Annotated in this window: 12 protein-coding genes; 7 read left to right on the forward strand and 5 right to left on the reverse strand. The window is 56.1% G+C overall.

Going from position 1 to position 16,672, the window contains the following annotated elements; all coding sequences use genetic code 11:
- Positions 1 to 147: 147 nt before the first annotated feature.
- The 7 genes from FBR45_RS23775 to FBR45_RS23805 all read left to right on the forward strand — a co-directional run bounded on the left by FBR45_RS23775 (position 148) and on the right by FBR45_RS23805 (position 11,459).
- Complete coding sequence (locus FBR45_RS23775) at positions 148 to 741, forward strand: RNA polymerase sigma factor (protein WP_138506991.1); 594 nt, start codon at positions 148 to 150, stop codon at positions 739 to 741.
- 112 nt (positions 742 to 853) lie between these two features.
- The gene (locus FBR45_RS23780; RefSeq protein WP_138506992.1) at positions 854 to 1,972 is read left to right on the forward strand and encodes a FecR family protein; all 1,119 of its coding nucleotides are present in this window, start codon (positions 854 to 856) and stop codon (positions 1,970 to 1,972) included.
- A 233-nt stretch (positions 1,973 to 2,205) separates the two neighbouring features.
- Positions 2,206 to 5,622 (forward strand): TonB-dependent receptor, encoded by a 3,417-nt coding sequence (locus tag FBR45_RS23785; RefSeq protein ID WP_138506993.1) that lies wholly within the window; start codon positions 2,206 to 2,208, stop codon positions 5,620 to 5,622.
- A gap of 10 nt (positions 5,623 to 5,632) precedes the next feature.
- Complete coding sequence (locus tag FBR45_RS23790) at positions 5,633 to 7,096, forward strand: RagB/SusD family nutrient uptake outer membrane protein (protein ID WP_138506994.1); 1,464 nt, start codon at positions 5,633 to 5,635, stop codon at positions 7,094 to 7,096.
- Between the two features lie 155 nt (positions 7,097 to 7,251).
- Positions 7,252 to 8,628 (forward strand): glycoside hydrolase family 30 protein, encoded by a 1,377-nt coding sequence (locus FBR45_RS23795; protein WP_246082362.1) that lies wholly within the window; start codon positions 7,252 to 7,254, stop codon positions 8,626 to 8,628.
- A gap of 198 nt (positions 8,629 to 8,826) precedes the next feature.
- On the forward strand, positions 8,827 to 9,669 hold the full coding sequence (locus FBR45_RS23800) for a class I SAM-dependent methyltransferase (protein ID WP_138506996.1): 843 nt from the start codon (positions 8,827 to 8,829) through the stop codon (positions 9,667 to 9,669).
- Positions 9,669 to 11,459, forward strand: a complete 1,791-nt coding sequence (locus FBR45_RS23805) for a hypothetical protein (protein ID WP_138506997.1) — start codon at positions 9,669 to 9,671, stop codon at positions 11,457 to 11,459. Before FBR45_RS23800 ends, FBR45_RS23805 begins: the two co-directional genes overlap by 1 nt.
- A 14-nt stretch (positions 11,460 to 11,473) precedes the next feature.
- On the opposite strand, the gene FBR45_RS23810 is transcribed toward FBR45_RS23805, so the two are convergent.
- From FBR45_RS23810 to FBR45_RS23830, 5 genes are all read right to left on the reverse strand, one after another.
- Positions 11,474 to 12,937 (reverse strand): M48 family metalloprotease, encoded by a 1,464-nt coding sequence (locus FBR45_RS23810; protein ID WP_138506998.1) that lies wholly within the window; start codon positions 12,935 to 12,937, stop codon positions 11,474 to 11,476.
- 95 nt (positions 12,938 to 13,032) lie between these two features.
- Complete coding sequence (locus FBR45_RS23815) at positions 13,033 to 14,022, reverse strand: glycosyltransferase family 2 protein (protein ID WP_246082358.1); 990 nt, start codon at positions 14,020 to 14,022, stop codon at positions 13,033 to 13,035.
- A gap of 39 nt (positions 14,023 to 14,061) precedes the next feature.
- Entirely contained in the window at positions 14,062 to 14,520 is a 459-nt protein-coding gene (locus FBR45_RS23820) for a regulatory protein RecX (RefSeq protein WP_138506999.1), read from the reverse strand.
- A 180-nt stretch (positions 14,521 to 14,700) separates the two neighbouring features.
- A complete protein-coding gene (locus tag FBR45_RS23825; protein WP_138507000.1) occupies positions 14,701 to 15,633 on the reverse strand; it encodes an RraA family protein in 933 nt (310 codons plus the stop codon).
- A 13-nt stretch (positions 15,634 to 15,646) separates the two neighbouring features.
- The gene (locus FBR45_RS23830; protein ID WP_138507001.1) at positions 15,647 to 16,582 is read right to left on the reverse strand and encodes an RraA family protein; all 936 of its coding nucleotides are present in this window, start codon (positions 16,580 to 16,582) and stop codon (positions 15,647 to 15,649) included.
- Positions 16,583 to 16,672: the final 90 nt, after the last annotated feature.

A 16,672-nucleotide genomic window follows, 5' to 3' on the forward strand; every position in this document is an offset into this window, starting at 1 on the left:
AACCCCTTGCGTCTGCTGTCCGGATGGCGTTGCATCTCCTCTCCGGATGGTTTTTGCTGCCTGCTTTTTTTTCAGGCATATACACTTTTTTGAGCTTAAGTTGTTCTATAGATAAATTGCCTGGTTGATTTATCTGATTACTAGTTCATGTCTGTTCTCCCCAGTTCCTTTCCGGACGAAGACCATACCTTATGGCAACGATTTCGGGAAGGAGATACCGTAGCGCTCGGCCTGCTGGCCAAAAAATACTATCGGACGTTAGTCAGCTACGCCACGCGGTTTACCAAGGATCAGACGCTTATCGAGGATGCCATTCAGGATATATTTCTGAAACTCTGGGAGCACCGGACTCAGCTGAGCGATACGTTCTTCGTCAAGTTCTACCTGCTCAAGACCCTCCGCCACCACCTCATCAAACTACACCGCAAGCAGGGCCATCCCAGCGAAACCCTGCACGACTGGCTCGATATTGGCGAAGACGCCAACGCCGAAAATCAGATCATCAGCGAAGAAAATCGCGCGTTTGACCAGAAACAGCTGAAATACCGGGTAGCCGACCTGTCGAAACGGCAGCAGGAAGCCCTGTATCTGCGGTATTACGAAAACCTGACCTACGAACAGATCGGACAGACCATGGGCATTCATGCCCAGTCGGTAGCCAACCTCCTTCAGAACTCCATCAAACGCCTGCGCGATCACTGGACCTACGGCCTGCTGTTGCTGTATACGTTGTTCCTGTAAGCTGCGGGGCTGCACCGCCCCGGTAATCGCAAAATAAATTCGTCGAAAATTGAGTATACCGGCCCCAAATGGGGATAATCCATTGTACAGAGGCATTTAACTGCCTTTTTCAATGAAAGATTATCAATTCTTCGAGTTCGACGATTTCCTGGAAGATGTTGCCTTCCGTCGGTGGGTATTTCATCCGCTACCGCAGGACGAAGGCTTCTGGCAATCCTGGCTGGCCAGCCATCCCGACAAGCAGGCCGTGGTTCAGCAGGCACGGCAGCAGCTCCTCGCCATCAAAGGTGAGTTTCAGCATCTGACCGACGATCATATTGATCAGAAAGTAGCCCAGCTCGTTCAGCAGGCACAGGCGCAGGACAGCAACCGGGTCCGGCCGATGCCCGCCAGTCAGTGGCGCCACTCGGGCTGGTACTACCTGGCGGCATCGGTTGCTTTGCTGGTCGGTCTGTTCTGGCTGTACCAAACCCGCCTGAACGACCTTCCTACTGCTACCGCATCGACCTATACGCATCTGGTCAGGAGCGCCACCCAACCTCTGCAGGAAACGAGCAACACCACCACCCGGCCCAGGCGGCTAACCCTGCCCGACGGCAGTCAGGTTGTGCTGTATCAGAATACCCGCATCAGCTACCCGCGTCAGTTTACGACCGCTAAACGCGAGGTATATCTAACCGGCGAGGCCTTCTTCGAAGTACAGAAAGACCCCAGACGCCCTTTTCTGGTCTACGCCAACGAGATGGTCACCAAAGTACTGGGTACCAGCTTTTTCGTGAAGGCCTACGAAGAGGATAAGAACATACTGGTTACGGTACGGACGGGTAAAGTGTCGGTCTTTGCGCAGTCCGATGGCCAGGCAGCCACCCAGAAGGCCAGCCGCGAACTCGGCGGGATGATCCTGACGCCAAACCAGCAGGCTACCCTGATCCGGGACGATAGCCGACTGCTGCGCTCGCTGGTGGCCAAACCGGTGCGCATCGATAACCAGCCCGTAACGACTGCTTTTACTTTCCGACAAACACCCATTGCCGATGTGTTCGCTGCGCTGGAGCGGGCTTACGGTGTCGATATTGTCTTCGACGAAGCCCTGATGGCCACCTGTACCCTGACTGCCCGGCTCGATGATGAATCGCTGTACAAAAAGCTGGACTGGATCTGCGCCGGTACCGAGTCCAGCTACGAAGTAGTTGACGGGCAGATCATCATCACCAGCCAGGGCTGTAACTAGTACCTGACCGGCCGTATACAGCCGCCGTTTAAACCGAAATGTGAACTAATAACCCAAACGCCAGCCAATATGCCCTAAACACGCTCAGCGCATTACCCACAAAAAAGGCCGCCGGTGCGCCAACACCGACGGCCGGAACCAGTCCGTACGATGTCGCCAAACATCGGCCTCAGCGAGAGGCTACGGATCTTTTTTGCCAATTCCCGAAGAATTAACAATCAGTGTCAAAAATTATGAAAAACAAACGACAATTGCGTGAGCAGGTCTTTACAATCATGCAAATCAGTCTGCTACAGCTCGTTCTGATCGTTGCGTTTGCGGGTGTTTCGCTCGCCCACGACAGCCGGGGCCAGGAGCTACTCGACCGACGGATTAACCTGGTATGCACCAACCAAACCGTTGATAACGTACTGGAACAACTGGAAAAAACGGCTAAAGTCCGGTTTCTCTATAGCTCAGAACTAATCCGGGCCGACCGCCGGGTGAGCCTGTCGTTGCGTGACCAGCCCCTGGCCATTGTGCTCGACCGGCTGCTGACCCCGCTTCAGCTCACCTATGAGGTATCGAGTCAGCAAATCATTCTGAAACGCGCGGCCGCCCCTACCCCGTCGGTACGCCCAAACGCCGACCGGGCCGCCCTGCCCGTGACCGGAAAAGTAACCAGTGATGCGGGCGAAGAACTACCCGGGGTAAGCGTAGTAATCAAAGGTACCTCAACCGGCACCGTCACCGATGTAAACGGCAATTTCAGCCTCAACGTACCGGACAACAGTGCCGTGCTGGTGTTCAGCTTCGTAGGTTTTCAGAGCAAAGAAGTGCCCGTTAACGGCCAGACTAACTTTACCGTTACACTGGCCACCGATGTGCAGTCGCTGTCAGAAGTGGTGGTGGTCGGCTACGGCACCCAGCGTCGGCAGGAGCTGACCACGGCCGTAACCTCGGTAAACAGCAAATCGATCGAGCGTCAGCCGGTGGCGGGTTTCGATCAGGCCTTGCAGGGGCAGGCACCCGGTATTCAGGTTACGTCGCCAACGGGCGCGCCGGGAGCCGGCATCAACGTCCGGATTCGGGGCAACAACTCCGTCAGCCTGACCAACTCCCCGCTGTACGTCATCGACGGCGTACCGGTACTGCCTACCTACGATCGAGAACTGGGCGTCGGCAACCAGCGCCCCAACCCCCTCAACACGCTCAACCCCAGCGATATTGAATCAATCGACGTACTGAAAGATGGAGCCGCTGCGGCTATTTATGGCCTGCGGGCTTCGAACGGGGTGGTTGTTATCACGACCAAGCGCGGTAAAACCGGCAAGGCACAGGTGAACTTCAGCGCCTATTACGGTATTCAGCAGCTGCGCAAAAAGCTGCCCCTGCTGAACAGCCGTCAGTTTGCCGACTACTACAACGACGCGCAGGTGGCGGCCGGTCAGGCGCCGTCCTTCGGTAATCCCGACTCGCTCACGACCAACACCGACTGGCAGGATGCCGTGTACCGGCAGGCCGCCATCCGCAACTACCAGATCAGCTTGAGTGGCGGCACCGACAAGACGAAATATTACGTATCGGGCGGCTATTTCAAGCAGGATGGTATCGCACTTAACTCGGGTTTTGACCGGTATAACTTCAAGCTGAACCTCGATCAGCAAATGAGCACCCGTTTCCGGCTGGGTACCAGTCTTAACCTGAGCCGCACCAACACCAACGGCAGCGTGCGGAGCGAACTGGGAGCCGGTAACTCGGGTACAGTACTGGGCGCGCTGGCGCAGATTCCGACCATCCCGATCCGCAACGCCGACGGCACCTACAGCATCAACCCGTTCCAGCAGTTCGACAACCCGGTAGGAAACCTGCTCGAAACCCGCAACAACGCGCTGATTTACCAGGTCATCGGTAACGCCTATGGCGAATTCGACGTACTGAAAAACCTGACATTCAAAAGCTCACTGGGCCTTGACTTCCGGTCGCAGATTGAAAACGAGTTCGTGTCGCGCAACTACCCGGGCACGCAGAACGCCAGCCCGGCTACCCGCGGCAGCGCCCGTACCGGCACCAACCAGCAAGTGATCTGGCTGTGGGAAAATACGCTGACCTACGACCCCAACCTGGGCGATAAACACAACCTGACCCTGCTGGGTGGACAGTCGGTTCAGGCGTCGGACCGATTCACCTCGGGCGCGTCGGTAACGGGTTTCCCATCTAACGCCGTGCCTTACCTCTCGGCCGGTACGCAGTTTACCCGCCCGTCGAGCTACCAGGACCAGTGGGGCCTGTTCAGCCTGTTTGCGCGGGCTATTTATAACTACGACGAACGCTACCTCGCCACGCTGAGCCTGCGCGCCGACGGATCGAGCCGGTTCGCGCCGGGCAACCGCTTCGGCTACTTCCCGGCCCTATCGCTGGGCTGGCGCGTATCGCGGGAGCCCTTCTTCCCGCAGAACAGCGCCCTTAACGACCTGAAAGTCCGCGCCAGCTTCGGGGCTAACGGTAACCAGGAAATTGGTGCCTACGACCGGTTCAGCACCTACGGCTCGGGCTACAACTATGCGGGCGCTGCGGGCATCTCGGGCGGTATTGCCCCCGACCGGATCGGGAATAACCTCCTGAGCTGGGAAACGACCTACCAATACAACGCCGGGGTCGACGCCGGTTTCTTCAAAGACCGGCTGACGGTTACGCTCGACGCGTACCTGAAACAAACCCGCAACCTGCTGACCAGCGTGCCGCTGCCGTTCAACGCCGGTGCCCTCAACCCACAAACGGTACAGAACATCGGCACCGTTGAGAACAGAGGCTTCGAGATCGGTATCAACAGCACCAACATCCAGAGCGAAGGCGACGGCTTTACCTGGTCGAGCAACCTCAACTTCTCGCTGAACCGCAACCAGGTCATCGACATCGGTACGCTGCGGAATGAGCAGGGGCAGGAAGTAGACCGCACTATCATTGGCGCTTACACCATCACCCAGAAAGGTGCACCGCTGGGCGCATTCTTCGGCTACGTGACGCAGGGTATCTTCCAGTCGACGCAGGAGATTGCGCAGGCCGCTACCCAACCGGGTCAGCCGCAGCCGGGCGATATTCGTTTTGCGGACCTGAACGGCGACGGCCGCATCGATGCCAACGACCGCACCATCATCGGCAACCCAAACCCCGACTTTATTGCTGGCTTCACCAACAACCTGTCATACAAGGGCTTCGAGCTGAGTGTTTTCTTCCAGGGCAGTTTCGGCAACGATATATACAACCAGAACCGGGTAACGATCGAGGGCATGTCGGACCCGCTCAACCAGACCACGGCGGTGCTGAACCGGTGGACGCCGACCAACACCAATACGACCCTACCGCGCGCGGTTCGCTATGACCCGAACCAGAACAACCGGTTCTCGACCCGTTTTGTGGAAGATGGTACCTACGTTCGGCTGAAAAACCTGACGCTGGCCTACAACCTGCCCGGCAAATTCCTGCAACGCGCCAAAATTGGCGGGGTTCGGGTGTATCTGACCGGTCAGAACTTACTCACGTTTACGAACTACAGTGGCTATGATCCCGAGGTGAGCGCCGACCCGTTCTCGTCGGTTGGCTTCGGGCGCGACTTCGGCGTTTATCCGCAGGCACGCACCTACACAGCTGGTCTCAATGTCACTTTCTAATCGAAGATTCATGAAACGTCTTATCATATTCTGTATCCCCTTCTTTTTTCTGGCGAGCTGTAACGTGCTGGACAAGCAGCCGTTGCCCAGTATCACGCCCGAAAACTTCTTCACCACTGCCGACGACGCCGAGGCCGCACTGACCGCGGGGTACGATGCGCTTCAACAAACCAGTCTCTACGGACAGGACCTGAACGTGGTGGGCGAAATGCCATCCGACAACGTAACCAGCAACAACGGCGACGTCAACGCTCTGGAGCGACTGATCTGGACACCCCAGACGGGGCAGGTGAGTGGTATTTTTCAGGCCTCATACATCGGGATCAACCGGGCCAACGCCGTGCTGCGGTACGTACCGACTATCTCGATGGATGCCACCCGCCGGGATCAAATCCTGGGCGAAGCGCGGTTCCTGCGGGCGCTGCACTACTTCAACCTGGTGCGGATGTACGGTGGAGTACCCCTCCGGCTCGACCCCTCGGAGTCGGGCGAGCCGGGCGCGGTAGCCCTGGTCCGATCAACTCCTGAGCAGGTCTACGCTCAGATCGGGACCGACCTCCAGCAGGCCGAGCAGCTCACCGCTGCCAGCTTCGGTAGCCAGGCGGCCAACCGGACCCGTATCGTAAAAACGGCCGTCAACGCGCTCCAGGCGCGGGTGTACCTAACCCAGCGTCAGTGGGCCGAGGCTGCTACGGCGGCCAACAAGGTGATCAGCAGCGGGCAGTACCAGCTGTCGCCGAGTTTCAACGCCCTGTTCCCGCCCGACAACAATGCCGAGTCGATTGTAGAGGTCCAGTTTTCGGGCAATGCCGATGGTGGGTTCGTCTTACCCGATCTGCTGCTGCCCTCGCCCCCGGCAACGTATTCTTTCCCGAAATTCAACATTCCGACAGCGGAGCTGATCCAGTATGCCGATACGCTCAACGACCTGCGCTGGAAGTTTACGGGCGAGATAACCCAGGCCGGACGCAACCACGCCAGCTTCGTGATGGCCCGCTCGGGTAATGCCAATGACAACGGCCCGTTTGTTTACAAATGGCGCAGCAACCCCAACGCCTTCAACAGCCCGGACAACTACTACGTGCTGCGACTGGCCGATGTCCTGCTGATGTTTGCCGAAGCATCAAACGAGCAAAGCGGTCCCAACCCGGACGCCCTGACCCGGCTAAATGCTGTACGGACCCGCGCGGGCTTACCGGCGCTTACGCTGGCTACCCTGGCCACGAAGCAGGCCTTCCGCGACGAAGTAGACCGGCAGCGTCGGCTGGAGCTGGCTTTTGAGGGCGAGCGGTGGTTCGATCTGCTGCGGTATACCCGGCATACCCAGGCCGACCCCAGCGCCATCCACCGCGTAACGGCGCTGACCATTATTCAGCGGGTGCGCGGTTCGCAGGATGTCAACTACCTGCTGTTCCCCATTCCGCAGAGCGAGATCAACAATAACGCCCTGATTCAGCAGAACCCGGGTTACTAACCACCCAGTCGACGTACAGTAGTCGGCTTACAGGGCCGGGCTTTCTGACACGGCCGCCCCACCAGCCGACTACTGCACGTCGAAACCCGCATTCCTTTTTCCCTATGCATAACCCCTTCAACATACCCGCCCTGGCGCTATCGCTGCTGATTACGATGGGGCTGGGCAGCAGTTGCCAGCGTAGCATCCCGAGCCAGACGGCCTCAACCGGCGTCGAATACTGGCTCACGAATCCCGACCGGTCGGCGCTTTTTGTCCGGCAACTGGCGTTACTCCGGTTCAGCGATGCCAGCAGTCAGCAACCGGTCATCACCGTTAACGAGAGCCAGACATTCCAGTCTATCGACGGGTTCGGTTATACGCTGACAGGGGGTAGCGCCATGCTCCTCAATCGCATGGATGCCGCCCCCCGTGCGGCCCTGCTCAACGAGCTGTTTTCGACAAAAGACAACGGTATTGGGGTCAGCTATCTGCGGGTCAGCATCGGCGCGTCGGACCTTGACGACCGGGTTTTCTCCTACAGCGACCTGCCCGACGGCCAGACCGACCCCAATCTGGAGAAGTTCTCACTGGCGCCGGACCGGGCTCATCTGATTCCGGTCCTGAAGCAGATTCTGGCCATCAATCCGGCTATCAAAATTCTGGGGTCGCCCTGGTCGCCACCCACCTGGATGAAGACCAACAACAACTCGAAGGGGGGGAGTCTGAAGCCCGAGTACTACGATGCCTACGCCCGGTATTTTGTCAAATACATTCAAGGCATGAAGGCCGAAGGTATCCGGATCGATGCGATCACGATTCAGAACGAGCCGCTCCATCCGGGCAACAATCCCAGCCTGCTGATGCTGCCGCAGGATCAGGCGCAGTTTATTAAGCAAAGCCTGGGTCCGGCGTTTCGGCAAGCCAGTATCGACACCAAGATTATCCTGTACGATCATAACGCCGACCGGCCCGACTACCCCATCTCGATCCTAAACGATCCGGACGCGAAACAGTACGTCGACGGCTCGGCGTTTCACCTCTACGCGGGTCCGATCAGTGCCCTGTCTGAGGTACACAAGGCCCATCCTGACAAGAACCTGTATTTTACCGAGCAGTGGATTGGCGCCCCCGGCAACCTGAAGGGCGACCTGGCCTGGCACGTGAAAACGCTGATCATCGGCGCTACCCGCAACTGGAGCCGTACCGTACTGGAATGGAACCTCGCGGCCGACCCGAAGCAGCAGCCCTACACCCCCGGCGGCTGTACGCAGTGTCTGGGAGCCATCACGCTGGATGGCAATACCGTTACGCGCAACCCGGCCTATTACAACATCGCCGTAGCGTCGAAATTCGTGCGACCAGGTTCGGTTCGTATCGAGTCCAACACCTCCGAGACCCTGCCCAACGTGGCCTTCAAAATCCCCGATGGGCGCCGGGTACTGATTGTACTGAACAGCAGCCCGGCTACCCAGTCGTTCAGCATTCAGCATAATGGCAAACGCGTCAGCACTAGTCTGCCCGAAGGGGCCGTAGGCACGTACGTCTGGTAAACGGCATCGGTTTTAATTTATCTGAAATCCTTCCGGGTAGTTACGACTAGCCCGGAAGGATTTTCTTTATAAGTAATCCACTTACAGACAAATGTTTACGCCGTCAGGTAAATTAACGACCAGAACTCCGTAATGCACTGATTATGACCTGAAAAACCGATATTTTTCGTACGCAAACCTTACTCACCATCCATACCTATGAGCAACCACGCTGCGGCAGACAAACTTCTCATCATCAACCAGGAGAACTCACCGATTAACCTCAGAAAAATCCTTATTTCGCCACCCAGTACCGGTGTCGAAGACCGGGGTAACAATATCCTCCATTTCAACAGTGCGAACCGGGGCTATGAAGGCCGCAATGCCAGCGCTACAGAGTTTGTAAAAACAGAGCTGGTCAATGCCGAAGCGCTGGAAAGCGATAGTGAGATTCTGCAGTTTGCGGTTCGGAAAGCCCGGGAGTTCCGGCAACAAAAGAAAGGAACCTACCTGGAGTTTGGGTTCTGTACCGGTCGTACAATCAACTTTATTGCCGCGCTCGCCTATTATACGGATGTATGGGGATTCGATTCCTGCGAAGGCTTGCCGGAAGACTGGCGGGGCCACTTCGAGAAAGAGAAGTTCAAAATGATTCCCCATCCCGACCAGTCGGGTTTACCGTATATTCCCTTCGTGCCGCTGGCCAATGTGAAGCTGGTGATCGGTGAAATTTCGAAAACGCTGCCCGTATTCATCAGAACCCGACTGGAGGCCGATCAGCACGTTGAGCTGCTACACATCGACACTGATATTTACCGCTCTGCCAAAACCGTTTATCGCGAACTGGACGACCGCATTGTGCCGGGTGTTACGGTCGTAGTGCTGGACGAGGGGTATAACTACTTCTACGACGAACGGCTGGACAAGGGCGAGAGTGAGTGGAAAGAACACGAATACAAAGCCACCCACGAGTTTGCCCGCCGGAAAGGGTATCGGGTTGAGTACCTGGCCTACAATAAAACGCATCAGCAGCTGGTATTACGCTTTATGAACGGACGCTGATGGCCAGGCGACGTCGGTTATCCGAAGTAGACTTTATTGCCCAGCTCGACAGGCTGCTCACCAATAAAGCGAAGGTCAGTCTGGATAGCGTTGAGCCCGTTGTTATCAAGCAATATTATATCAATGGGAAAAAAGATGAGCGCGATACGCCACCCAGGTTCATCAAAGAAGTAACGATAAACGATGTTAAAACGGGCGTTCTGGAAATCAAAGCCTGGAAGAACATTGGGCTTACTATTCAGAATACCACGATGGGTGGGCTGTGGCTGATCGATCAGTGCGAATTTGAATCCATTGAGATTACCGACTGTCCCAATTTTAACGGGCCGATCAAGTTGATGAACTCAACGGTGAAGCGCCTGGTCATATCCGATTCAGTCATTACCGGAATACAGCTTTCTAAAAATTCATCGGTCGAAACAATCGTCATCACCAACAGCACCATAGAAAAACCTACTGACGATTCGCTTCTCTATACAGGTTTCTACATCGACTCATCCGTAGTCAGCAACCTGACCATAAGCGACATTACCACTGAACAGCACATCTGCAACGCAACCCTTTCGAGTTCGGTACTGCGCAACCTGACCATCAGCCGGTCAGAAAACGTGGGGGCGTTTACGCTCAAGAAAGAAGCTACGCTGGGTGCGGTGAGCATTAGGGAGTCGGCGGTCGGCGGCTTGCTGGTTGCCGACCGCTCGGATCTACAAACGATCAACATCGCGAAAGACAGTACGGTCGATGAACTGTCGCTGACGGGCGCTCCCGGTCTGCAAAGCCTGCTCGTGGAAGAATCGAAGATTGGTACCATTACGTTCAATAACCAGCTTTTGCCCGAGGGCCTGATCCGGGCCGTAAAAATCGATACACTCAGGTTCCTGAATAACTTCCGGAAAGATTCTGTCTTACAAATCAACAACGTGATCTTCAGGACGCTGATTTTTGAGGATTTCAACAACCTCGGTAATCTCAAATTCAGCAACGTAGACCGGGTTGCTGAGGGGCAGTCCAGCATTGAGATTCGCAACTCCGATCTGGGTAAAGCCCAGTTCATTGGCTGCAAGCTGGAAGATGCCGTTCGTTTCGAATTTTACAATTCCAAACTGCTCGAAATCTTTGTAGCAGGTACCATTTTTCCGGGTGTGGTTACCCCCTCTCCAAAGGGTATATACCGCGAGTATCACGTGCTGGAACAGCAGCAGTTGGCCCTGGGACAGCTCCAGAAAGTGTATGAAAACAACGGCAACACCGTTCAGGCGCTGGAGTACCAGGCCCGGTACTTAAAAACAATTCAGGATGAACTGGCCAGTCGGCTCCCACGCTGGTTGCAGGCTTTTCTCAGCGGGAGCGCGCAGGCGGTTGCCTTTGTTGGCCGAAGCGTTTCCAGCCTAGCCGATAAACTATCGAGACAGGATCGGCTTAACCGGAAAGAACGCGCTGATTTCGTATCACTCACCCTCAACTACCTGTCCAACAACTTCGGCAACAGCCTGACCCGAGCCTTCTGGTGGACCATTGCTATCAGCCTGCTCCTGTTTGGGATGTACGGCTGTAGTATCGGCTATAAGCCGACTGCGCATTGGTTGGTAGCAGACAATAGAGACGCTTTTTTTCACCTGATGAGTTACTATCCGGAATTTCTGCTACCGACCCATAAGTCAAACTTCATAGAAGGCCCTATCGAACACCCCGATAGGGCCCGGTTTATAGACTCGTTGTCGCGCATCATCATTGCCTACATGCTGTATCAGTTTGTACAGGCCTTCCGTAAGTACGGCCGCCGAAGCTGATGCGCTGTACCTGCCTACCGGCTTATGGTTTTCAGCAGGGTTCCGCGGGTTATGCGGTCGTCGGCTTTGAGGCTGTTCAGCGTGCCTAGTTCTTCGAGTCGGCTGGCGGGCATGTTCAGGGCGGTCATCACCTCCCGGAACGAACCATCGCGCGGGGCGGCCTGAATCCGGACGCGCTCGGGTTTGCGGTTCAGCTTATCGGGGTCGGTCAGTGCCCGGAAGCCCCCCGCCACCTGCCGGAAGGTAGGCAGACGGTTACCAAACGCAGCGGCCTGCGACAGGCCATGCAGCGCATAAACGGCGTTGTTGTACTGGATGAGCCAGGTAGCGATCTGCAGCCGGGTTTTGGGATCCTGCTGCTGTTGTGGCTGGCCCTGCTGCTGCTGCGCCTGCTGCTGCGAAACCAGGAACAGAGCCGGGTTGCCGTTGATGGTGGTGCGGCTGTTTTCGAGTACGTTCAGGCTCAACTCTTTCACCAGGTTCTGGGCCGCTTCATCGAGTGAGCCACCTTTGGCCAACATCAGGATCATAGCTGCCTGGCCATCCTTGGGCCCCATTTGAAACTGCTCCGGCGAATTCTGGTGATTCCAGTCGGCAGGTACCGGAAACTGGAACCGCAACTCAGGATGATAGAACTGATTATTCTCGACAAAGCCCTGTTTGGGGTCCTCGCCGAAGATGATTCCGTCAATCATGCGCAGGTACGACTCCCGATCGGTTCTGTAGCTGGCGGGGTTTTTAGCCTGATAACTCTGGGCCAGCTCGTTCACGCGTGCCTGGCGGTTGCCTGGATCGGGGTGGGTGCTCATGAACTGCGGAATAGCCTGACCGGCATTATCCTGGATGCGTTTGATGGTACCGAAGAAGCCGGCCATCTGACGGGCGTCGTAGCCGATCTTGCTGGAATACTCAACGCCAATTTCGTCCGACTCCGACTCGTGGGCCCGGCTGTAGCCCAGCAAGGCCAGCTGTAAACCCTGCGACGCGGCTTCGGTCAGCTGCCCCGTTTTGTCGAGCAGCACCGACCCCAGAATCAGACCCGCCGTGCCGAAGAGCTGACTCGTTTGCTGGCGGGCCGAATGCTGGGCCGTAATATGACCGATCTCATGACCCAGTACCCCGGCAAACTCCGCTTCGTTGTTGAAGTGGGCCATGATGCCGCGGGTGAAATAAACATAACCGCCCGGTACCGCAAAGGCGTTTACCACGGGCGAGTCGACAATGTAAAACTGGTAAGGCAGGTCGGGCCGGTGCGAAATCCGCGCCATAGCCTTTCCTTTTTCGTTGATAAAGGCCTGTAGTTTCTGGTCATCATACAGCCCCATCGTAGCAACAACCGACGGGTGCGACTGCTGGCCGAGGGCAATTTCCTGCTCTTTCGACATAAAGACAACCTGGCGCTTGCCCGTCACGGGGTTGCGCGAACAGGCCGACAAACCGACGAGCGCGCTGAGAACAAGGATACGAAATGTAAGCATAGTGAATGGGTTTATAAACGGTCATCTGGATACGGGTGGAGGTATCCGACCGGGGTATCTGCAAAATAGAAACCAAATGTAGCGAAAGAGGAAAACTACTTATGTCCAATGGTCTGACGGTAGCGCAGACTCTCGCGCATGGGACTACCCCGCCCGATGAACCAGGCCAGCCGCCCGAAGATCGGGTCACGCCGGAATTTACGTCCGTTTTTGATGAAATAGTACAGCCGGAACAGGACACGTTCGGGCCACGAATGGTATTTCCGGAAGTAATGGAACAGCGAAATGTAGTACTCTTTTTCGATGTCGTAATTGCGGGCTGTGCTCTGTCCGGTAAAGTGGACATATTCGGCCTCAGGCACCAGCCAGGCCGTATAACCGGCCCGCTGAAGCCGTTTGGCCAGGTCTTCTTCTTCTACGTAGAGGAAATGAGCCACGTCGAAACCACCAATCGCCTGAAACGCCGACGCCCGCACAAAGAGCGTACTGCCCATGATAAACGGCACCTGAACCGGCTGCGTATATACCTGCTGCAAAGGCGGATACAGGGCCGGGTTGAACCGTCGAACGGCCCCGTGCCCAAGCAGCTTGCTGCCCAGCGTAGGCAGGTAGCCAAATGTTTGCTGGCGGGAACCGTCGCCCGCAAACATCTGCGCGCCACTCAGGCCAGCCTGTGGCGTGGCATCCATAAAATCGGCCAGTTGTGTACACACATCGGTCCGCAGTACACAGTCGTTGTTCAGGAAGTAATAGTAGGTCGCCCGCGGACTGGCGGCCTGAACGCCCAGCATATTTCCGCCCGAAAACCCCAGGTTGATACGGCTCCTGACAAGCTGCACATTCGGCTGTGCCGTCAGCGTTTCCAGAGCCATCAGATCGGCCGGGTTCGAATTATTATCGACGATAATAATTTCGAAGTCAATCCCTTTCGTTTTGTCAACAATCGATTCAACGCAGTCGATAGTGAAGCGGTGGGAGTTGTAATTGAGCAGAATAATGGAAACGAAACGCTGGCTCATCGGCAAAACAGAGACCACCACCCGGCGGCAAACCGCAAAGTACCAGTAATTCAGGGGGCGAAGCAAATCACGTAGCCTGAAAGCAGCAGAACCTACCGGCCCAGGTCAATCCTCGGCCCCCAAAACCGCGAAGATCAGGTCTGATTCGTAGCCACGGCTCATGGCAAACCGAACGAGTTTTTGTTTGATAACGAGCGGATTGGCGTCGTTCAGGCTCCGCCGTTTCCTGTCGAGCAGGTCGACCAGCGTTTGCCGGTAGTCCTCGGGTTCAATTTCGTTGAGGGCTTCGTTGAGGTTGTAGCCGGTAATGCCACGCTGCTGGAGGTGTTGTTTGATTTTGCGTTTGCCCCAGCCTTTGACGCGGAATTTACCCCCGGCAAAGCTCTTGGCGAAGCGCTCTTCGTTAAGGTAATTCTGCTGAATCAGTTCAGCGATTACTTCCTCCGCATCATCGCCCCAAACGCCCCATTCCTTCAGCCGATCACGCACTTCCTGCTGCGTCCGCTCCTGGTAAGCACAGAACATAGCGGCCTTTCGTAACGCATCTTTCAGGGTGTCTGTCATACCACAAAAATACGAAAAAAGGGCCATGAAAGCCCTTTTTCGTGCTCTGTGAGGCCGGCGCTGTATCATCACCGTGGTCCGTGAGGAGACAGCGCCGATGCATCAGCAATAAACCATCCGGACAGGAGACGCAAGGGTCGGGCCGCCGGAGCGGTTGCGTCTCCTGTCCGGATGGTCGTTTTACCAGGTTCGTTTGCTCATCATTTTGTCGAGTTCGGGTTTGGTCATGGTACCCAGTTCCGGGTGGCCGCCGAGCCATTTGAGGAAAGCAGTCTTGATCTCGTCGTTCCACTGGCTATCGATCTGACCGGTTGTGTACCGACCCGACTTTACCATTTCGAAGCCGAACTGATCTTTACGAACCACAAACTCGGCCGTACTGACAACCTGTTCAGCCATGTGGGCCGGCACGAACAGTACCCCTTCGCGCTGCGCAATCACCAGATCACCTGGCAGCACCATAGCGTTCCCCATACGAATGGGCGTGTTCAGTCCCATAAGCACCATTTCTTCCAGAAAAGACGGGTGAAAATCGCGCACGAAGGCGTTGAACCCTTTGATCTGCTGCAACTCCTGCAGGTCGCGGGCGGCTCCGTTGAACACCACACCGTTGCCGGTTTTGCTGAAGATTGCATTGCCCAGGGTAGCGCCCATCAGCGTACCTCCGCCAATTTTCCCGAAGGCGTCGGCCACGTATACATCGCCCTTGGTCAGCACATCGATTGGCCAGGCGTTGGTATTCCCTTTGCGACCCTGCTGGGTGGTGCCCCGCTGTTTGATGTTCTTCTCTACATCGGGCCGACTGGGCATGAACATGGCCGTAACGGCGCGCCCAATGACCGGTACATCGTCTTTGATCAGTTTCCAGCCGCCCTCGAACTGATTGGTATAGCCTTCGTTTTTTAACACCGTCCAGGCGTCGTCGATGCCGATGTGTCTGGCCCGCTCCAGCAGCGCGTCCGGAATTTTAGGGCGACCGTCGGGGAAACGGTCGCCTTTCCACTCGGACGTCAGAAAGACCAGCTCATCTTTCGGGATGGTTTGTGCGGATAACGAGTGACTGGCGTAACCAATCAGGCCGACCAGCGTCAGGCAGGTAATCATGCGTTTCATTCGTCCGAATCAATTAATGGCCTTCTTTGGCCAGGTAAGCGTCGATGTCTTTTTGGGTGATGGCTAACTTTTTGGGATACTTGGCCACCCACTGCCGGAACTCGCCTTTGATTTTGTCGGACCAGTCGCCGTGGATTTCGCCGGAGGGGTATTTGCTCTGCTGCAGCAGCACCCGCTCAAACTCATCGCGCAAAGCCGTCATTTCCGATGCCGACACGAGGCCTTCTACCAGATGAGCCGGGATAAACACGGTGCCGTACTCGTTGGCAAATACCACATCGCCGGGCAGTACCGTCACATCACCGATTCGGATGGGAGCGTTGATGGAGGTGGGCGTCATGTCTTTGATATACGATGGGTCATGGCCTTTTACCCAGGCGTTGAACCCCTTGGTATCTTTCAGCTCCTGCATATCCCGAACCGATCCGTAGAAGATTACTCCTTTGCCGGTTTTGCCGTAGATAGCGTTTCCCAGGCTCGACCCGATCAGCGTACCGTCTTTTATTTTTCCGTAGCCATCAGCCACATAGATATCGCCTTTGGTCAGAATATCGATCGGCCAGATGTTGATTCCGCCTTTCTGCGACCGTCCCTCAGCCTTTCCCTGCGCCCGGACCAGGCTATCGAGGTCGGGGCGGGTGGGCATAAACTGCGCCGTTACCACCCGGCCGGTCATCGTTTCGCCCGGTTTGAGAATAATCCAGTTTTTTTCGACCTGGTTCCGATAGCCTTTATTGCCCAGATACCCCCAGATCTGTTCGAGTGTGCAGTTCTGAAGCCGTTCCAGCACCAGGTCGGGCACGTTGGGACGCCCGTCGGGCAGGCGGTCGCCTTTCCAGTTTGCGGTCAGTGCCTTGATGTACTCGGGCGATGAACCCACCCGCTGGGCCTGCGCTCCCAGGCTCAGCGAAACGACAATGGTCGAGGCAAGTACTAGTCTTTTTATCATCTTTTTGAGGGGTATAGGATCGTACTGGATTTCTCTGATTTTCTACCAAAAAGCTGGTTCTATAAGTAAAATACTGACATTGACCTATTT

It is taken from the genome of Spirosoma lacussanchae, from assembly GCF_005870035.1.
Classification (GTDB): Bacteria; Bacteroidota; Bacteroidia; order Cytophagales; family Spirosomataceae; genus Spirosoma; species Spirosoma lacussanchae.